Origin of the sequence: Paenarthrobacter sp. Z7-10 (assembly GCF_026932795.1) — a bacterium.
GTDB lineage: Bacteria > Actinomycetota > Actinomycetes > Actinomycetales > Micrococcaceae > Arthrobacter_M.
In genome coordinates this window covers 16,361-34,831 of record NZ_JADPVH010000043.1, presented here as the reverse complement: position 1 = coordinate 34,831, position 18,471 = coordinate 16,361, and the positions used below count along the sequence as shown (strand labels likewise).

Genomic DNA, 18,471 nt, shown 5'->3' with positions numbered 1-18,471 from the left:
CCACACGCGCAACCGCTGATTCATCAAAAAGACCGTCCTGGGCGCCACTATCCATACCCCAATTCTCCCAGCCACACCCACCAGAGCCAGGTTATTCTTTCGGCGTTTTAAAAACAGCGGCCCACGATTATTGACCCATGCACCTAGGACGGTATCCATTCTCTCAAGGCCAGCAGCGCTTCCACGAAGCGCCGCCTCAAGACTGTCCAGTACATGCCGTGCGGCGACGGAAACCAACATCACCGGGTCGGGCGTGAATAGAATCTGGCTACCAACGAGGCCCAGGACTCCGCCGATCCCCGCGTCCACAATACGGCTCGCCGGGTTCTGCAGGGGAGGCAGGACCAGTATAAAAAGCGCGGACGCGGCCCCCTGGATGTAGGCGAGCCGACGGGAATCCAGGGCAGCAGCTGCGCTCATCCCCAGGACGACGGCGAGCACAGCCTGCAGCAGGGTGCTGCCTGGATTCCACCAACGAATCAGCTCGCCGACAACAACCCCGGCGATGACGCCGGCCAGCAGGTCCACCGCCTGGCGTCCCCGTTCGCCCTTGCCGCCGGCGAGGCAAATGATCGCCGCCGTCGCTGCGAATACAGGATTCTGGTGGTCCAATAGCGCCGATGCCAGCCACCACGCCGCCCCGGCGGCGGGACCGCACTGCGCGATGACGGGAAGCCCTGTCCTCAGCCGCCGCCACGTTGAAGCAGGGCCCACAATTGTGACCGTGGTCCTCACTACCCGCTGGAGCGGGACTCGCTGCTTCTTCATCCGGCCACTCTCGTCCTCCACCGCTACCTCGGCCAAACCCCAATCCCATCATTGCGGCTCAGTGTAGGGCGTGCCTAGGGTGGGGGAAACAGCAGCACGCTTATCAATCCGGGAGGTTTGTGGTGGAGAAACAAAATTCGGAGCAGGGCGGAAACGGCGACGAGCCGAAAGACTCACTGGATCGCAAGCACACCACACGCGTGGTCCTGATCTCGATCGGCGCCGCCGTAGGTGGGTTCATCTTCGGGTTCGACAGTTCAGTGATCAATGGCGCCATTGGAGCGGTCACTGACCAGTTTGGACTCTCCGCAGCCGTCACCGGATTCGTGGTGGCCATTTCCCTCATAGGCGCCGCAACTGGTGCATGGTTTGGCGGCCCCGTCGCGAACAAGTGGGGCCGGACACGGGTGATGCTCATTGTGGGCATCCTGTTCTTCGCCGGTTCGGTGGGCTCCGCATTCGCCTTTGCACCCTGGGACCTGGCGGCTTGGCGCGTTGTCGGCGGGCTGAGCATCGGCGCGGCCTCTGCCATTGTTCCGTCGTATATTTCGGAAATTTCACCCGCCAAGCTAAGGGGCCGCCTCACATCTTTACAGCAGATGGCCATTGTGCTCGGTATCTTCGTGGCGCTGTTGATGGACGACGTCATTACCGGTGCCGCCGGTAGCGCCGGTGGTGAATTCTGGTGGGGCTTGGAGGCCTGGCGCTGGATGTTCATTGCCGGAGTTATTCCCGCCGTCGTCTATGGTGCGCTGGCACTGCGGCTGCCGGAATCCCCGCGCATGCTGGTGTCCAACGGCGACGCGGACAAGGCTACCGAGGTGTTGAAGCATGTGCACGGACGCAGTGACAGCGAAACAAAGACCCTGGTCGACTCCATCCGCAAGTCCATTCGAAGCGATTCCAAGCCTTCCTTCAAGGACCTGAAGGGCGGCACTCTTGGCCTGGTACCCATTGTTTGGGTTGGCATCATCATCGCTGCCTTCCAGCAGCTCGTCGGCATCAATGTCATTTTCTACTACTCAAACTCGTTGTGGCGTTCGGTCGGATTCAGTCCGACTTTCGCTTCCAACGCGTCGGTGATCACGGCGATCACCAACGTGGTGATAACCGTGGTGGCGATTTTCCTGATCGACAAAGTGGGACGCCGTCCACTGCTCTTAATCGGTTCCGCAGGCATGACCATCAGTCTGGTGCTCATGGCGATCAGCTTCACCCAGTCTTCCATTGTCAACGGTCAACCTGAGTTGCCGCAGCCATGGGGGCCGGTGGCGCTGGTGGCTGCGAACGCGTTTGTGGTGTCCTTCGCTGTTTCTTGGGGGCCGGTGATGTGGACGCTGCTTGGCGAAATGTTCCCGAACCAGATCCGCGGGCTCGCGGTCGGCATTGCAACGGCGGTGAACTGGCTTGCTAACTTCGCCGTGACCGTGACGTTCCCGGCGCTGAGCCAGATGTCCTTGCCGCTTACGTATAGCATGTACGCGTTCTTCGCCCTGGCTTCGCTGGTGTTCGTATTCTTCAAGGTTCCCGAAACCAAGAACATTCCGCTGGAGAAGATGTCGGATAGGTATAAGCGGGAGCGTCGCAAGGCTGGTAAGTCCACTTCCGGATCCTCCGACGGGTCTTCCGGGTCCTCCGGGTCCTCCGGTAAGGCCGAGGTTCAGGGCTAGCCATGGTGGCATAAAAGATTTCCTGGTCGGCGGGTTTCACAATCTCATCGGGTCGAACGTCGGGGGCGGCAGCGGTCCAGTCAGTATGCTGGATCAGGACGTCAGAGACGTGGGAATGCTGGGGGAGCCAAATTTTGGCCGGTTGGACTCTTGTCTACCTGGTAGTCGGTTCATGTTCGGTCCAAACGGGGACGCTAGGGTTTAGCCCATGAAGCGCTTTTTTGGGCACCCGATGACCTTGTGGCCGTCCATGCGGAACCGCCTACACGTCTATGTGCTGCCCACCGATGACCTCCGATCGGCACTGGAGAACGCCAGCGCGCCTTGGACGGGTTGGACTACTGCTCAATCCAGCCTGCGGATTACCTGCATGCAACCGTGCAGCAGTTCGCAGTTACCTCCGCCGATGTCAGCCCCGAAGAAGTGGATGCCTTCATGGGCAGGCTGAAGAGCGTGGCGGCCGAAATCAAACCGTTCAGCGCCACACTGGGCGAACCGAAAGTAGATGATTAGTCACTCAGCGTCAGAGGGACCGGTACGTCTTCATGGGCGAAGTTGACCGCCGCGGTCCGCGATACCGCTGCCGACACCATCAACAGGAGCCAGCCGCTGCCCAAGGCTCCCTTCGGCCCGCATCTGACACTGGGCTACGGCGTGGCCGAAGGGAGTGCCGAAGTCATTCAACAAGCATCCGATCAGCTGCGGACCCACGCGCTGCCGCCCCTGACCGTCAACGAGGTGCACTTCATAGCAGCCCTTCAGGACACGAAACGAGGCATCTTCACGTGGGACACCACATCACGCGTCCAGCTCAGCAACCGGCCATCTGGCAGGTAATCGACGCGACGTCGCCCTGTTTTGCGCAACATGCACGCTGAGTGATCCCTGGCCGGCCGCTCGGTCCAGAGGCGACGCCATCCGCAGGAGGCTTAGAACGGCGTGACTTCTTCGCGGCATCCTAGATAGCCGAAGTCGACAGCAGCCCACCGTTCAGCACAATCACTTGGGAATTCCAACCGGTAGAAACCCCACGAGCCGAACCCCTGGCCCGTTAATTCAGGTCGTGCTGGAGCCGAAACTTCTCACATAAACCGTTCCAGAGGGGAATGTTGTCCACATGACATATTGATGGCGAAGTCCGGGAAAGGGCCCCATAGGTTCAATAGGCCGAACGAAGCTTACCAAGGGCTATTCGCTTCGGCTTGCAGAGCCCGTTGTGCCCCGCGGATTGCCTGTCCTCTCTGGGTACAGCTCCTGGTACTTTGCCGCAGGGGGAGCAAGCCAGCCTAATGCCTAGACGAGTTCGCGTCCCGAAAGGGGTGTCCCATATAGATGGCCAACAATCGTCCCGCAGGCCTTATATGGGACAGGATATAGGGCGGACGCACAGCCTTCGCATCGGCGGTGCAGTTTACCTGATTTTGGGCGGGAGGATGGCGTCGGATCCGTGAAAACTTGCTGTCCAGTCGGTTTCCATCCAGTGTCGGAGCGAATCGAAGGCGACTCTGGCTGTCCAGCCGTCAGTGACTTCGTGACTGACGCGGTTGAAAACGGCTTCGGGATGGCGTGAGCGGGCGATGTATCGCCAACGTGGTGAGGCGATGGCGGCAGTGAGCTTGACGATGGAGGGCTAAAGGGCTGCGGCAACCAATGCCTGGCTGTTTGATTGCCGTGGATGGTGGGCTGTCGGGGATTCGTAGATGTGTTGAGCGTCGTATTGTTTGACGGTGGCCGCGTCGCGTGGGGTAGCGATGAGTGATTTTCAGGGGAAAAGCTTGATTTCGTTGGTCGGCGGCTTCAGAGTGACGATGACCTGTAAGCGAATGGCCCAGCGTAAGAATCTGGAACTCAACGCCGGGCGGCGAGCTGATAGTGCACAGGTGATCGCGGCCGCAATCGAGGCGAAAACGGTTAGCGGCGACGGGCATCGGGTGATCGCGGCCAGGTTGCGCCGCCCACCCTCCACGGTCCGTAGTAGGACACGGGCCTTCACTGCCTGCGCGTCGATTACCACCACGTCAGGTGGAAAATGGTTGGCAGGACACAGATTGGGCCCCCGATTACAGACGACAATTCACGGATGGGCTTGACCAGGGCATCAGGACGGATGTCGATAACGAAGGCAAAACCGTCGGCGCTCCGGACAAAATAGTGATGTACCAGTGATTTTCGGGGGAGGGTGCCTGGAAGAAAGATCCTAATGGGCTGGGATGCCACCCCAGTCACGTCGGGATCAAAGTCCGAACGCATCAATTGGTCGCGTTCGCACCAGGACACTCTGATGAGCTACGCAGAGTACAAGCGGGAATGGCACTTATCAGTCTCAGTCCTATTCTCTGCCGTTCTCCGCCATTGAGGCTCCCAGCGCGTCGAGCCGAGGCCACTAGTCTTGGGCTATTGGTGGCAGGGCTTCGGAGGAGCAAGAATGCAGCTGGGCGTGGTGCTGATGATCGTCGGTCTGGGTTGGTTCGTTTTTCGCAAGCGCATTGCCCGGCGCCAGGCAGTCATCATCGAGCGGATGCTGAGGCTTCGCGCTCCTTTGAGCGGTGAACAGGTCCGCGGATTGGAGACCGTGGGACTGCTGTTCTGCTCTCTTCTGTTTCTAGCGGGTGTCAATGGCCAGTAGTTTCTGCCCGTGGGCGGCCAGCAGAAGTGCCCGCTGGTGGCCATGGAAACTGCCCGTGTATGGCCAACAGATCTGCCCACCAGGGTTTTGGTGGCGTTGGCCATATGGGGAGTTTTTGATCGGTTAGCTCATCGGGGTGACTCCCTTCCCGGCGAGGGCTTGGGTGAGCCGGATGGAGTCGCCGGAGGTTTGACAGACGTGCGCGTGGTGCAGGAGACGGTCAACGGTGGCGGTGGCGAGGGTTTTGGGCATGAGGGCGTCGAAGCCGGCCGGGTGCAGGTTTGAGGACACTGCGATGGATCGTTTTTCGTAGGCGGCGTCAACGAGGCGGTAGAGGCCTTCCGCGGCGTCCGCGCCGACTTCGAGCAGTCCTATGTCATCGACGATGATCAGCTCGGCACGCAGGATGCGTGCGACGACCCGGCTGACGGAATCATCGGAGCGGTGAGCGCGTACCAGCGCGCCGAGGTCCTCGAGCCTGAACCACGCGACGCGTTTCCCGGCTTCGACGGCTTGCTGACCGAGGGCTTCGAGGAAGAACGTTTTCCCCGTCCCGGAGGGCCCGCAGACGACGACGTTTTCCCTGCGCGTTATCCATTCCAGGGTCCGCAGGCCCTGCTGTGTCGGCGCCGGGATCGAGGAAGCGGATTCGTCCCAGGCCTCGAACGTTTTTCCTGTCGGGAAGCCGGCGGCCTTACGCCGGGTGGCGAGCATGGACCGGGCGCGGCCGGCGGCTTCCTCCACGAAGAGGGCCTTAATGACTTCGACGGGTTCCCAGCGTTGAGCACGGGCGGTAGCGATCAGTTCCGGGGCCAGCGCCCGGGCGTGGGGCATCTTCAGCTGACGCATCAACGCTTCTACCTCCGGTGGCAGGGCCGGCGCGGGGGCCGTGGTGACGCTCATGCGCTTTCCTCCAACGTATCGGTGACGCCGTCGGCGCCGGCGGGTGTGAGGGGTTGGCCGATGGCGGCCCACCCGGCGGTGCCCTGAGACAGGGACGTGGCTTCATCGGCCTTGCAGGTCGTGCTCCGTGATGGCCTGGCGCCGAGGATGGAGGCGAGGTCGCCGGCGGCGAACCTGCCGTAAGTCGCTGCCTCACCCAACGCTGCATCAACTCCGGCGGTGCCACTGATCTTGGCCAGGGCAACGGCCTCGGCCATCTTCACCTTCATCCGCGTTGTGCCCGCCGCGGCGGCTTCCAGCAGCCAGGCCCGTGCACCGGCGCCCAGGTGCAGGAACTCGGTCTCGGCAGCGCTGCGGGCCTTGACCGTGTAGTCGCCCGGGACCTTCTGGCGATGGCCGGGGAAGTGCGCATCATCGATCGCCGGGCTGCCGGGGCGGGCACGGTGGTGCCGGGCGACTTCAACGGGCCCGTCCGTGCCGTGATGGACGATGATGACCTTCTCGTCCGGACCGGCGCCGTGGCTGCGGACGAAGACCCGTGCGCCGAGCAGGTGTGAGGGAACGGAATACTGCCCAGTCTCAAACGTCACCATCGGGGTGTTGTCCGGCACGGTCCGGGACACCCCGAAGGCCACAGTGTGAGCGGTGTCGGGGATGCGGTGCAGACGGGGAACCTCCTCGACCAGCATGGCGGCGGGCTTGCGGCGGGTGGCACGGTGCTCACGGTTGTTCACCTCATCCATGAACGCCTGACAGGCCGCTTCGATCTCTGAGAAGGAACCATATTCGGTGCGCAGGTTGGTGTCCTTGGGCACAATATCGGCCTTGGCGATTTTCACCGTTGACTCCACCCCACCCTTGGAGGCAGGATCGGCCGGTTGGCAGGTCAGCACCGTGATCCCGTAATGCCTGGCGAAATCCACGGTCTGCAGGTTCCGTACCGGTACGCCGGCGATATGGGAGACCGTGACGGTTTTCTCGTTGTCGGTGAGCACATACGTCGGGGCACCATTAAGGATACGGAAAGTCCGGTCCAGGGCGGCGAACACCGTCGGCGCGCTCCGGTCCCGCAGCGCTATCACGACCCGGAACCGTGACCACGCCAGCCACGCCACGAACAGCACCGTCTTACGGCCATCGATGACAGGGCCATCACCGAAGTCGTACTGCAGCCATTATGTAGAACCTGGAATTATGTAGAAAGTGTTCGGACGCCGGCTGTGAACGGGCGCCATGACACCGATCTGGCGCGGGTAGCTTTCCACATAATCGCGGGGCGGCACATGCTTGTTTTCTCGATAAGGGAAGGTGAGCATGATGACGAAGTCATTTCCGGGGCCGATGACGGGGCCTTTGGCACCGTACGTGGCTGGCTACCGGTTGTTGTTGGCTGGGCGTGGGTATGCGAAGTCAACGGTGCAGCAGCTGGCCTCGCTGGTGGGGCGGTTGAGTCGTTGGATGGATGCGCGGGGACTGGATAGTGGGGCGCTGACGGATGGGGCGCTGCAGCGGTTCGTTGACGAGCTGGCTGCGGAAGCAAGTTGGATGCGTCCGACACAGGCGTCATTTGTGTTGTTGATGGAGTATTTGCGCCGGTTGGGGGTGATTCCGGTTCCTGAGCCGCCACCGGATCCAACCACTCCGGAACAGATCATTTTGGGGCGGTTTGAGCGCTACCTCGTGGATGAGCGGGGGCTCGCCGCCAAAACGGGGCAGCACTATGTTCGGGCGGCCAACGCGTTCATGGATTGGCTGCCGGAGCGCTCCCCGTTCGCTCGGCACAATGGGCGGTGGGGAGGTCATCTCGTTCACCACCGGTCTTTACGGTGTGGGATCGGTCAAAAGCGTGAAATATGCGATCACCGGGTTACGGTCCTTCTTGGGCTGGGCGTTCATGGAAGGACTGTGCGGCCGGGCGTTGGCGGGTACGGTACCGTCCGCGGCCGGCCACGGCAGTAACATTCCGCAAGGCCTGAGCGTGCCGGAAGTGGATGCGCTGCTGGCCTCCTGTGACCGGGACACGGTCACGGGGCGGCGTGACTACGCGATTCTGGTCCTGGTGGTCCGGCTGGGGCTGCGTGCGAATGAAGTCGCGTCCCTGACGCTCACCGATGTCAATTGGCGTGCCGGAGACATCGTCCTGCGGGGCAAGGGGCGCTGCGAAGAGAAGCTTCCCCTGCCGCACGATGTTGGATCGGCCTTGGCGGAATACCTGCGCCCGGGCCGGCCTGACGGCGCCGGCGATGCGCTGTTTCTCAGGGTTCGCGCACCTGTGGGAGGGCTGGCATCTGCCGGGGGTTTCCGAAGTGATCCTGGCCGCGAGCAGGCGTGCCGGGCTTGAAGGAATCCATGCCCACCGGCTCAGGCACACTGCGGCAACACAACTGCTGCGTGCCGGTGCTTCCCTCGCCGAGGTCGGCCAGGTGCTGCGCCACCGCAGCCCTGCCACCACGGCCCAGTACGCAAAAGTCGACTACAGGTCGCTGCGTGCGCTGGCGCTGCCCTGGCCAGGGAGCCAGCCATGACCATGCCCCAGGACGATGTGGCGCTGATGGCCGAGCAGTACCTGCACATGCGCCGGAGCATGGGCTACAAGCTGAAGCAGCAGGGGCAACTTCTGCTGGAATTCATCAAGTACTTTCAACGCACCGGCGACGCCCACCTCACCAGCTCGCGCGTGCTGGAATGGGCAACACTGCCAGCAGGCGCCGACCCGGTGTGGTGGTACGCACGCCTGGGCGCGGTGCGTCCCTTCGCCCAATACCTACAGGCTTTTGACCCCCTCACACAGGTCCCTGAACAGTCGCTGCTGCAGGATGGGTACCACCGGCCCGCGCCTTACATCTTTTCCGATGACGAGTTGGACCGGGTGCTGGCGGCCGCAGACCGGCTCACCCCCGGCTTCCGTGCCCGAACCTACCGAACCTACATTTCATTGGTGGCCGTGACAGGGATGCGGCGCAGCGAAGCCACCGGCCTGGACCGCTCCGACGTCGACTGGGACCAAGGACTTTTGACGATCCGGGAAGCAAAATACCGGAAATCGCGGCAGCTGCCGCTACATCCGAGCACGGTGGCCGCACTGAAGGAATACTCGGGCATCCGGGACACCACGTATCCGCATCCCAAGGATCCCGCCGTATTCCTTTCCACCCGTGGCACGCGCTTGATCGCCGACAACGCCAGCCACGTCTTTGCCTGGCTGGCCCGGGAAGCAGGAGTGAGACGGCCTGGTTTCCATCATCAGCCCCATCTACATGACCTGAGACATGGCTTTGCCGTGAAAACACTTCAGAGCTGGTACCGCACGGGTGTGGACGTCAGGCCGCTGCTGCCGGTGCTCTCGACCTACCTCGGGCACCAGAACCCGGAAGCGACGTACTGGTACCTGAGCGGGACACCGGAATTGATGTCCCTGGTCTCCGCCCGGCTGGGCTCATATCTGGCGGAAGAATCATGACATCCCTGGCACCGATCCTGGAATCCTTCTTCCTCCGCCGGCTCGTGGGGCAGCGCCGGGCAAGCCAGAACACGGTGGCCTCTTACCGGGACGCGTTCCGGCTGCTCCTGCACTACGCCAAGGAGGAAACCGGCAACGCACCCCAAGACCTGAAGCTTGAAGACCTCGACGCCGTTTTCATTGGCGGCTACCTTGCCTGGCTAGAAAGCAGCAGACGGGCCAGCATCCACACCAGAAATGCCCGGCTGGCGGCCATCCGGGCGCTGTTTCGGTACGCTTCCTACGACTTCCCAGAGCATGCTGAACTCATCCAACGCGTGTTGGCAATCCCGGCAAAACGCTCCGACAAGGCCATCGTGACCTACCTGACGGAGGAGGAATCCAACACCCTGATCAACGCGCCGGATGCTTCAACGTGGCGGGGGCGACGGGACAGGACGCTTTTGTTCGTAGCCATCGTCACCGGCCTGCGAGTCAGTGAACTGGTCAACGTGACCGCAGCCGACGTGCACCTGGAATCCGGCGCCTACCTTTCCTGCCAGGGCAAGGGCCGCAAGGAACGCATCACCCCGCTTGGCAAGGACGCCTGCGCACACCTCAAAGCATGGCTTGCAGAACGACAACCGCAGGGAACAGCCCCGCTCTTTTCCGGTCCCTCGGGCCAGAAACTGACACGGGATGCTGTGGCAAAAATCGTTGCCCGGCACGTCAAGACGGCAACCACAGACTGCCCATCCCTGGCTTTGAAGACGATTTCCCCGCACACGCTCCGCCACACCTGCGCCATGCGGCTCCTGCAGGCCGGGATCGATATTGCCACCATCGCCCTCTGGCTTGGTCATGAAAACATCCGCACCACCCAGATCTACCTCCACGCCGACCTGGCACTCAAACAACGGGCGCTTGACAGGACGGCGCCGCCAGGGACCCGCCCCGGCCGCTATCACCCACCCGACGAGCTGCTGGCCTTCCTGGAAGGACTGTAATTATGTAGAAAGCTACCCGCGCCAGATCGGTGTCATGGCGCCCGTTCACAGCCGGCGTCCGAACACTTTCTACATAATTCCAGGTTCTACATAATGGCTGTTATGAAGAATTCTTCATAACAGCCACATGCCCGGTTCTGTAATCCAGGGCCGGTGCACCCTGACCCTGCCAAGCCGCCAGGCCGCGCGGACCTGCGCAACCGCCCGCCGCGTTGAGCGTTCCGAGCCCGTGTAACCAGGGCGAGGAGTTTATCGTGGGCCTTGTCAGCACGGATCCTGCCCTTGGATACCTCGACCCATTCCTCGATCTTGGGCAGGTACGGGTCCGTGACCCGACCCCGGAACACCGGTTCAGCGATGGGCTTCCCAGCATCGCGGGCTGCTACGTGGCGGGCCACCGTGTGGTGTGAGCACCCCGTGAGTTCGGCTGTGGCGCGCAACGATCCGGTCAAATCGTAGGCTGCGAGTATTTCCATGATTTCTCCGTCAAACTTCATATTGGGTCTCTTCCTGGGTGACTTTGGTGCGTCTTAGACACCGCAATCAAACCCCGGGAAGAGACTCCCGCCGCTTAAGCGCGCAGGATCAGTACAGGAAGTGGGCAGATCTCATGGCCACCAACGGGCAGTTTTGCTGGCCGCCAGTGGGCAGTTCCGTGGCCGCTAACAAGCGGGTCTTGCCATAGTGCTTCTGAACGCGTTCCTGGCGTAGCCCAGGGAGCAGCGGGGTGTCCCGCAGCTTGGTAAACAGGACTCATCGGAGCAGCGCGCCCTTCCCTGGATAGCCGGCCATGGGGACGCCTGCATCGCCGGCGTGTTTGTGGATGACCTGGTAGCTGTAGCCGAGTGCGTTTGCGACCAGGGTTGGTGGTAGTTCCTGGACGAGGCTGCGGAGGGCGGTGTTCCTTGCACCGCCGAGGTCGATATCAAGGGCGCGGAGTTGGCCCATCATTGCGTCGGCGTGGATGTGCTGGCCCGGCAGGGTGCCGGGGAAGAGCCACTGGCTCCCGGCGTTGCCGGTCTGCTGGTTGGGCCGGTCGTGCAGGTAGTCCCAGAACATTGGGGCGATCTGGGCCGGAACCAGGACCGGGGTGTTCCCCAGGTCCAGGTGCAGCCCCTCGGGCAGGGCCTGCAGGTCCACGCATTTCAAGGCGGCGATCTTGCCGACCGCCTGTCCGAAGAGCAGCAGGATCAGGGCAGCGACCCGGAATCCCAAGGGCGATGCCGTGGATTCGACGCATTGCCGGATGAGGTCGAGGCGTTGCTGTTGGGTGATGAGCGGCTTCGTCGCAGCGTAGCGGTGCGGTATCTCGAGTCTGCCGCGTCCCACGGTCTCCAATCCGCGGACCTGTTCACCGCTCAAAGGAGCGCGAAGCCTCAGCATCCGCTCGATGATGACTGCCTGGCGCCCAGAACACCTTCAGATGCGTCTGATGGGCCCGCATGGTGGCGAAGGCCAGATTCAGGATCGAGCGCTCATGGGCGAAGAACTCATCGGCATCACCGACGGTCCAGTCCCACGGAAAATGCCCGGTGTGATCCACGAACCGGCGGACCAGGCTCTCATGTCCACGGATCGTGCCGGCCGTGAAGTTCCGGGCCAGCTGCTGCTGTTTCCAGCCCGTGAGCATGTCCTCGAACACGGCATCCGCGGAAAAGGCTCCCTGACGCAGCGGAAGCCTGATCAGCCGGCCCTCCAAGGCGGAATCGGGGAGTGCGTATCACCGGGTCCTAATCTGCAAATTTTGCAATTGGATCACTTCTAGTTGACATAATGTAGATTATCGGCGTTTGCAGACGCCGGGTTTTATCCGGATGTGATAGATCATTTCAGTATCCGATAATGTTCGTGAAAGGGGTGACGTGTCGATTCGTGGCAGCACGGAAGATACAGGACGACTGATCACGTCCTTCTATTCGCGATGAGCGACGCAGTGAAAAGGTTCTGCCAACAGATAGATCGGTTTAGGGACGGCGACGGCCATTTCGCCGTGGTTCTTGAAGGCCCTGAGGGAAGACTCCGTTATCACCTGGACCCGCCGTACGATCGAACTTTCGAGTTTGTGGATCCGATCCCCGAGGTCGCCCGACGGGTGGTGGCCGATTACAGCCAATCTGCCATGGAACTCGGCATAACTCCGTTGAGCCTCTTTTCCGGGCACGTTTGGGAATCAGCACTAACGGCAAAGGCGGGTGATTCATTGATGGACTTTGGTACCGCTGGTATCCGCACTTTCAGACCCGTCCAACATGAGGAACCATGAACGAGGTCCTGGCATGTCGTTGGGTGCTCGCCAACCGGCCAGCGTTGTTGATGCGGCACTAAAATCAGCTTCAACTGACCCATTTTCCTGTGGGCCGAACCTGGAGGAAACGTTGGGGCCAAGGCGCCGTGTAGTTTAGTCGAGTGTCTGTAACTCGCCTGATAGCTCCCAACGATGCTTTCGTTCTGGCTGAACTCATGCGCGCCAACCGCGATTTCATGGCTCCCTGGGAACCCACCCGGACCCCAGAATTCTTCACGGAGTCCGGCCAGCGGGCGGCGATAGATGAAGTACTCGTGCGGCATGAACAAGGCACTGTTCTCCCCCACGTTATCCTCGACGCCGGTGGCAGTGTGGTCGGCCGCATAACCCTGAACGGCATAGTCCGTGGGGCGTTCCAGTCCTGCAGCGTCGGTTATTGGGTCAGCGCCGCGGCAAACGGCTGCGGATTTGCTACCGCCGCTGTGCGGGAAATCAAAAGCGTTGCTTTCGAGGACCTCGGGCTTCACCGGATCCAGGCGGAAACGCTGCGCCACAATGCCGGCTCCCAGCGGGTTCTGGACCACAATGGATTCGTTCGGATTGGCATGGCCCCTGCCTATCTGAAAATCGCCGGCAGGTGGCAGGACATGGACCTGTTCCAGGTCATCAGCCCGAATATCGTTTAGTTTGCCGTCGTCGTCATCGTCTAAAAGGGAACGACGGCGTCCATAGCGTCAGCGGCGCTCCCGCGAGGCCCGCAGGAGCAGGCCCACTCCCCCACTGAATTCCGTGCTGTGAAACTTTGCGGCCCTGGCTGCTTCAGCGAATCCCCACCGTTGGTGTAGAGCGATGGATGCGGTATTGGAGGCATTAACGACGTACCAAGCCAGTGCGGACCGCTGCCAGATCCAATTCAGCCGTGCCTGGGCCAAGTCAGCGCCAATTCCACGTCGCCGCCACTCGGGTGCCACGGTCACTCCACCGAGATAATGGCCCGCGAGGGCCGGGCCGTCGGCGTAGGACCAGCAATGAGTCTTCCCCCAGCCGACGAGTTCCTTGTCCACTGCGGCAACGACCACGAACCGTTCGAGATCACTAATTGCTGCCTCCAAAGCACCGGCTCCGGTTTTCGTGCGCCCGGCCGCACGCTGCGTGCGCAGGATAGCGGCGACGTCCTCGTCGACGGCCGGGCGGATCAGCGCCTTTATCCCTTCGCCTCTGTCGCCCCTGTCGTCTCTGTCCTCGTCGGTCAGACGTGGTTCATAAACTGCAAACCCACCGGCAGCTGAGCGTTCCGTCTTCTCCTCTCCCCCGCTAAGCACCGGGCGCAGCCGGGCTCGTGCCGTGCGCCTCTGAGGCAATGAGAAACAGCTCGCAGGTTTCGTTGTAGTACTTCACCGTTGTTCCTTGGTGTTCCATGCCAATTCGTTTGCAGACATTTTGGGAGGCAACATTTTCCGGGGCCGTAACCGCCACGATCGTGCCAAGTCCTGCCGCCAGACCGTGCCGCAGCACCTCAGCCGCCGCTTCGGTCGCATAGCCGTACCGCCAGGCATCCGGATGAAAATGCCAGCCGATCTCCGTCTCGCCGGAGGGCTGCGGCGGAACTTCGCCCGAGGCCGGGATCGGCTTCAACAGCAGAGTTCCCAGCAGTTGGCCATCGCTGGTGCGCTGAACGGCCCAGATGCCGTGGATCGGATGATCCAGGTGCTGCCACCGTTCGATCCGCTCCACGGCCTCGGCGTGCAACTCCATAATGCGCGCATTCGAGCCCCCGATATAGCGCTGCACGTCCCAGCGGGAATACATGTCGAAAACAAAATCGGCATCGTCGGAAGTCCAGCTGCGTAGCGTTAGACGTTCAGTAGTCAGGGTTTTCATGTTCCGATTATCCCTAACTCGGTGCCCGAACAGACCACCGGCACCACCGTCGTCGGGCCGCTGTTCAGGACCGTCCAGCGCGGGAATCCGGCCGCGCGGCTGTCGTTGATCGCAGTCAGCCGGACACCAGTTGACTTAGCGGACGCCGACGCGCCATTAATGGGGTGACACGCCGGAGACGGCGGCCCTGCTGCAACGCCACTGGAACGCCTGAACGGAGGGACGCAGAGCATGGAGGACAGGCACAGCAACGAGCCGCCGGAATCGATGGCGAATCCTTGGACCGAAGAATCCTATGACGAACGATACCGGGCGCACGGTTCACTGTGGAGCGGAAAACCCAACCCTGTGCTGCTCAGCGAAACCGCGGACCTGGCCCCGGGTTCCGTCCTGGACGCCGGCAGTGGTGAAGGGGCGGACGCGATATGGCTGGCGAGCCGAGGATGGCAGGTCACGGCAGTGGACTTTTCGTCGGTAGCGCTGGAACGCGCTGCCGTCCGGGCCCGGGAAAACGCGCCGACCCTCGGGCAGCGCATCACACGGCTGCATCGTGACCTCACGTCCTGGCAACCGTCGAAGGTGGACTACGACCTGGTCTGCGCCCAATTTCTGCAGCTCGCCGCGGCACAGCGTGCGGTGGTCTTCGGGTCGCTGGCGGCAGCGGTGGCTCCCGGCGGAATGCTGCTGATTGTCGGGCATGACGCCTCGGACCGTGCCCTGGGCGTCCACCGCCCAAGCAGGCCCGAGGTTTACTTCACCGCGGATGCCATCGCCGCACAATTGCTGGAACCCGGCGCCTGGGAAGTTTCCGTCAGCGGACCGCGTGAGCGTACCGTGACGTCAGCCGATGGACAGACGATCGTTGTCCATGACGAGATCCTTCGGGCACACCGGCGGCACTAAGACCGAAGGTTCGGAGCGGGTACGGCTCGAGATGCCGGAGCGATGCCCCATCTACCCGACCGGCATCCGGAGCGGGGCACGGCGACCCCTTCACGCCGCCTCGGCCGAACGGTTTACGCGAAGGCCGCCGCCATGCCGGCGGTAAAGGCTTTCAGATCATCGGGTTTGCGGCTGGTCACCAAAGTCCAGCCTTGCTCCTTGCAGGTCGAGACGTCCTGGTCGACCCAGGTACCGCCCGCGTTCCGGATATCGGTTTGCAGACTTGGCCAACTGGTCAGGGTCTTGCCCCTCAGAACGTCCGCCTCTACCAGCGACCAAGGGCCGTGGCAGATCGCCGCGATCGGTTTTTTCGCATCGACGAATGCCCGAACGAAGGCCATGGCCTCCGGGAGGACACGAAGCTAGTCCGGATTAGTGGTACCGCCGGGAAGCACAAGGGCGTCGTAATCGTCGGCCGATGTACCGGAGACCACCCGATCCACCGGAAAGGTGTCGCCGGCTCTCACGTCGTGATCGAAGGCCTGGACTGTGCCGACCTCGGTGGAGACAAGTTCGGTGACTCCGCCGGCGTCCAGGACGCTCTGCCATGGAACAGTAAGCTCGATTTACTCCACCCCCAATGGTGCCACCAGGAATGCGATCTTTTTGCCGGCCAATTCGTTGCTCATCGAAGGTCTCTCCTTAGGGTTGCCCCGGGTTCCCGGACCTTCACGCTATCCCGGCGGTCCATGTGAATCAACGGGCTGACCTGTGGGCCCGGGGGCGTAGAGTCCCTTTTAGTTCCCGTCCGCAGACGGGGGCCGGAACGTGAAATATCGCCTGCCGCTGGTAATATAGATATGAGTTAATTAGTCCTTCGCACCAATAAAGCATATGTATACATCTGAGGCCAACCTAGAGGACCACATTGTGAACAGCCTGGCAGCGTCGGAACAACAGCCGGTATTGGTGATCATGGGCGTATCCGGGTCGGGAAAGTCGACCGTGGCCGGCATCCTGGCAGGCCAGCTGGGGTGGGATCTCGAAGAAGGGGATGACCTTCATTCCGAAGAGAACGTGCAAAAAATGGCCTCGGGCCTCCCTTTGACCGACGAGGACCGCTGGCCGTGGCTGGACACCATTGCGTCCTGGATTATTGAACACACGATGGCTGGGATACCTGGCATCATCACCTGCTCCGCACTGAAAAAGGTCTACCGGGACCGGCTGCGCGAAAAGAACGTTGTGTTTGTCCACCTTTCCGGCTCCAAGGAGCAGATAGGCCGCAGGCTCACAGCGAGGATGGACCACTATATGCCTGCGACCCTGCTGGACTCACAAATCGCAACGCTGGAAGCGCCGGGCCCGGAGGAGAACACTGTGGTGATCGATGTAGGTCGGACACCGGCAGAGGAGGCGGCCGAGGTGGTCCGTGAGCTGGGCCTCTCCCCCGCCCCTGGTTCCACAACGCTGGGTCACGCGCGCCCCGGCCACTCGACGGCCACCACGCCTGACGCCCCCGGGCGTTAAGCGAACGTTGCCATGCCACCCGCGGCCGCTGGCGCCGTCGTGGCCGGCGGCCGGCGTCGTGGCCGCTGGTGCCGTGCGCGTTGAAGATCTAGCCGCCCTACAACCCGTCGTCAGCTACCCACGGCTCAATTATGCCGTGGTTCCAAGGCAGGAAAACGAAGCCGCCGCAGCAGTCCTGCAGCGCTCCCTGAAGTTCCATAATGGTGTTGATCTCGTCCAAGGCCCGCTCCAGGTCGCTGACGCGAACCTTGAAGCCTGCCGTGCAGGCGGCCATCCCGGCCTCGAATTCAGTGTTTTTCCCGGCCTCAGCCGCGGCGGCCGGCACCGCCTCGGACTCATCCAAGGAGATTTCGAAGCGCAGCTCCCCGACTGTCAGCACAAGGGCTGACGGAGTCCGCTCAGCTGCCAGGTCATGGCGCGGAAAGGCCTCAGCAGCGGTTTCAAGGTCCGCAGCCCCGCGGACGAAGTACACGTAGAAATCTGTTGCCGTCATGGTCAAATGCTACTCCGGCCGTTTAAGCGGCCCTGATGGCCTTCCCAAACACCGCCTGCTGTTCAGGGGCAGTTTCCTCAGTCCTGATCCTGACCGAGCCGACGGCGTTGTCCCTGACAATGGCCACGACCCGGTCAGCGGACCGGACCTTGGTGCTGGCGAAAAGCAACTGATCCAGAGGGCCGCACCGCAGCGGAAAATCACGAATCGGTTCAACTAAGCTGGGAACATGAGTCTGTACCCCGCCCACGTCCAGGAGATGGTCGCGGCCCTGCTGGAATCCGACGAGATGCCTGCGATAGTGCAGGCGGGCCATCCGGTGCTCCGGCAGCCGGCCGCGCCGGTCGAGGGCCAGCTGTCCGTCGAGGAGTTGGCCGCGTTGACAGCATTGATGCGGCGCGTGATGCACGAAGCTCCGGGGGTGGGCCTAGCGGCTCCCCAGATCGGTATTCCCCTTCAGCTGGCGGTGCTGGAGGATCTCTACGACCTCTCGGCTGAAACGGCCGCTGTCCGCCAGCGCACGCCGTTGGAATTCCTGGCCATCAGTAATCCTCGATACCGGCCGCTGGATAGCAATACGGCAGCTTTTTACGAGGGTTGCCTGTCCATGACGGGGTGGCAGGCCGTCGTCGAACGGCCGCTGCGCGTCCGGCTGGATTACGACGACGCCCTCGGCGTGCGCACCAGCTCGGAGTTTTCCGGCTGGCCGGCACGGGTTGTGCAACACGAAACGGACCACCTGGCTGGGACGCTTTATATTGACAAAGCTTTGACCCGGTCTCTGTCCGACGACGCCGAGTACGTCCGGCGCTGGGCGGAACCGGGTATTGGGCTGGCACGCGAAGGACTCAGTTTTTAGCCACCCACTCCACTCGGAACAGCCGGAGGGTGCCGCCCGGCGGATCCAAAGGAGTTTCCGCACCGAACTGGTCCAAAAGCCGGGGGACCTGGTGGACGAAGCCTGGGCTGGCGGAATTCCGGCGCAGTACGGGGTTACCCCACGGCCTGGTCGAAAACCCGGTGGAAC

20 protein-coding genes and 3 pseudogenes are annotated in these 18,471 nt (G+C 62.2%); 13 read left to right on the top strand and 10 right to left on the bottom strand.

All coding sequences use genetic code 11. From position 1 onward, the window contains the following. A partial coding sequence (locus IV498_RS13225; RefSeq protein ID WP_269047299.1) for an FUSC family protein occupies positions 1–804 on the bottom strand: 804 nt, incomplete at its 3' end. An 86-nt stretch (positions 805–890) separates the two neighbouring features. Here IV498_RS13225 and IV498_RS13220 point away from each other — a divergent pair. The 4 genes from IV498_RS13220 to IV498_RS13205 all read left to right on the top strand — a co-directional run bounded on the left by IV498_RS13220 (position 891) and on the right by IV498_RS13205 (position 5,064). Next, positions 891–2,438, top strand: coding sequence for a sugar porter family MFS transporter (locus IV498_RS13220; protein WP_269047297.1), 1,548 nt, complete (start codon positions 891–893; stop codon positions 2,436–2,438). A 378-nt stretch (positions 2,439–2,816) separates the two neighbouring features. Then, positions 2,817–2,951: a hypothetical protein gene (locus tag IV498_RS13215; RefSeq protein WP_269047295.1), complete on the top strand. Its 135-nt coding sequence runs from the start codon at positions 2,817–2,819 to the stop codon at positions 2,949–2,951. 42 nt (positions 2,952–2,993) lie between these two features. After that, positions 2,994–3,275 carry a hypothetical protein gene (locus IV498_RS13210; protein WP_269047293.1) on the top strand — a complete coding sequence of 94 codons (282 nt, stop codon included), beginning with the start codon at positions 2,994–2,996 and terminating at the stop codon, positions 3,273–3,275. A gap of 1,588 nt (positions 3,276–4,863) precedes the next feature. Then, a complete protein-coding gene (locus IV498_RS13205; protein WP_269047291.1) occupies positions 4,864–5,064 on the top strand; it encodes a hypothetical protein in 201 nt (66 codons plus the stop codon). Positions 5,065–5,187: 123 nt separating this feature from the next. Here the strand turns inward: IV498_RS13205 and istB are convergent, their stop codons facing one another. After that, on the bottom strand, positions 5,188–5,967 hold the full coding sequence (gene istB / locus IV498_RS13200) for an IS21-like element helper ATPase IstB (RefSeq protein ID WP_269047289.1): 780 nt from the start codon (positions 5,965–5,967) through the stop codon (positions 5,188–5,190). Continuing rightward, positions 5,964–7,142: pseudogene (locus tag IV498_RS13195) on the bottom strand (DDE-type integrase/transposase/recombinase); the annotation flags it as partial. The pseudogene IV498_RS13195 and the gene istB, both read right to left, overlap by 4 nt. 671 nt (positions 7,143–7,813) lie before the next feature. Here IV498_RS13195 and IV498_RS13190 point away from each other — a divergent pair. The 4 genes from IV498_RS13190 to IV498_RS13175 are packed head-to-tail and all read left to right on the top strand — an operon-like array spanning position 7,814 to position 10,413. Further along, a complete protein-coding gene (locus tag IV498_RS13190; RefSeq protein WP_269047287.1) occupies positions 7,814–8,308 on the top strand; it encodes a tyrosine-type recombinase/integrase in 495 nt (164 codons plus the stop codon). Continuing rightward, positions 8,274–8,492 (top strand): tyrosine-type recombinase/integrase, encoded by a 219-nt coding sequence (locus IV498_RS13185; protein ID WP_269047285.1) that lies wholly within the window; start codon positions 8,274–8,276, stop codon positions 8,490–8,492. The genes IV498_RS13190 and IV498_RS13185 overlap by 35 nt, the downstream gene beginning before the upstream one ends. Beyond that, on the top strand, positions 8,489–9,427 hold the full coding sequence (locus IV498_RS13180; protein ID WP_269047283.1) for a tyrosine-type recombinase/integrase: 939 nt from the start codon (positions 8,489–8,491) through the stop codon (positions 9,425–9,427). The genes IV498_RS13185 and IV498_RS13180 overlap by 4 nt, the downstream gene beginning before the upstream one ends. Next, positions 9,424–10,413, top strand: a complete 990-nt coding sequence (locus tag IV498_RS13175; RefSeq protein WP_269047281.1) for a tyrosine-type recombinase/integrase — start codon at positions 9,424–9,426, stop codon at positions 10,411–10,413. The genes IV498_RS13180 and IV498_RS13175 overlap by 4 nt, the downstream gene beginning before the upstream one ends. Before the next feature lie 120 nt (positions 10,414–10,533). On the opposite strand, the pseudogene IV498_RS18945 reads toward IV498_RS13175, so the two are convergent. From IV498_RS18945 to IV498_RS13160, 3 genes and pseudogenes are all read right to left on the bottom strand, one after another. Beyond that, a pseudogene (locus IV498_RS18945) lies at positions 10,534–10,910 on the bottom strand (IS21 family transposase); the annotation flags it as partial. Between the two features lie 256 nt (positions 10,911–11,166). Further along, on the bottom strand, positions 11,167–11,775 hold the full coding sequence (locus IV498_RS13165) for a hypothetical protein (protein WP_269047277.1): 609 nt from the start codon (positions 11,773–11,775) through the stop codon (positions 11,167–11,169). Continuing rightward, positions 11,765–12,055, bottom strand: coding sequence for a hypothetical protein (locus IV498_RS13160; RefSeq protein ID WP_269047276.1), 291 nt, complete (start codon positions 12,053–12,055; stop codon positions 11,765–11,767). Before IV498_RS13160 ends, IV498_RS13165 begins: the two co-directional genes overlap by 11 nt. 764 nt (positions 12,056–12,819) lie before the next feature. Between IV498_RS13160 and IV498_RS13155 the strand changes: the two genes are divergently transcribed. Then, the gene (locus IV498_RS13155) at positions 12,820–13,344 is read left to right on the top strand and encodes a GNAT family N-acetyltransferase (RefSeq protein ID WP_269047274.1); all 525 of its coding nucleotides are present in this window, start codon (positions 12,820–12,822) and stop codon (positions 13,342–13,344) included. A 48-nt stretch (positions 13,345–13,392) separates the two neighbouring features. On the opposite strand, the gene IV498_RS13150 is transcribed toward IV498_RS13155, so the two are convergent. Beyond that, on the bottom strand, positions 13,393–13,980 hold the full coding sequence (locus IV498_RS13150) for a GNAT family N-acetyltransferase (RefSeq protein WP_269047273.1): 588 nt from the start codon (positions 13,978–13,980) through the stop codon (positions 13,393–13,395). Further along, positions 13,973–14,539, bottom strand: a complete 567-nt coding sequence (locus tag IV498_RS13145; RefSeq protein ID WP_269047272.1) for a GNAT family N-acetyltransferase — start codon at positions 14,537–14,539, stop codon at positions 13,973–13,975. The genes IV498_RS13150 and IV498_RS13145 overlap by 8 nt, the downstream gene beginning before the upstream one ends. Positions 14,540–14,770: 231 nt before the next feature. Between IV498_RS13145 and IV498_RS13140 the strand changes: the two genes are divergently transcribed. Then, a complete protein-coding gene (locus IV498_RS13140; protein WP_269047271.1) occupies positions 14,771–15,442 on the top strand; it encodes a class I SAM-dependent methyltransferase in 672 nt (223 codons plus the stop codon). A gap of 113 nt (positions 15,443–15,555) precedes the next feature. Here IV498_RS13140 and IV498_RS13135 read toward each other — a convergent pair. Further along, positions 15,556–16,047 (bottom strand): annotated as a pseudogene (locus IV498_RS13135) (type 1 glutamine amidotransferase domain-containing protein). A 313-nt stretch (positions 16,048–16,360) separates the two neighbouring features. Here IV498_RS13135 and IV498_RS13130 point away from each other — a divergent pair. Continuing rightward, the gene (locus IV498_RS13130) at positions 16,361–16,951 is read left to right on the top strand and encodes a gluconokinase (RefSeq protein ID WP_269047301.1); all 591 of its coding nucleotides are present in this window, start codon (positions 16,361–16,363) and stop codon (positions 16,949–16,951) included. 97 nt (positions 16,952–17,048) lie between these two features. On the opposite strand, the gene IV498_RS13125 is transcribed toward IV498_RS13130, so the two are convergent. Further along, positions 17,049–17,444, bottom strand: a complete 396-nt coding sequence (locus IV498_RS13125) for a hypothetical protein (protein ID WP_269047269.1) — start codon at positions 17,442–17,444, stop codon at positions 17,049–17,051. A 35-nt stretch (positions 17,445–17,479) separates the two neighbouring features. On the opposite strand from IV498_RS13125, the gene IV498_RS13120 reads away from it, so the two are divergent. Both IV498_RS13120 and IV498_RS13115 read left to right on the top strand, forming a co-directional pair. Continuing rightward, positions 17,480–17,617 carry a hypothetical protein gene (locus tag IV498_RS13120; protein ID WP_269047268.1) on the top strand — a complete coding sequence of 46 codons (138 nt, stop codon included), beginning with the start codon at positions 17,480–17,482 and terminating at the stop codon, positions 17,615–17,617. 56 nt (positions 17,618–17,673) lie between these two features. Then, entirely contained in the window at positions 17,674–18,303 is a 630-nt protein-coding gene (locus IV498_RS13115) for a peptide deformylase (protein ID WP_269047266.1), read from the top strand. The last annotated feature ends 168 nt before the right edge of the window (positions 18,304–18,471 follow it).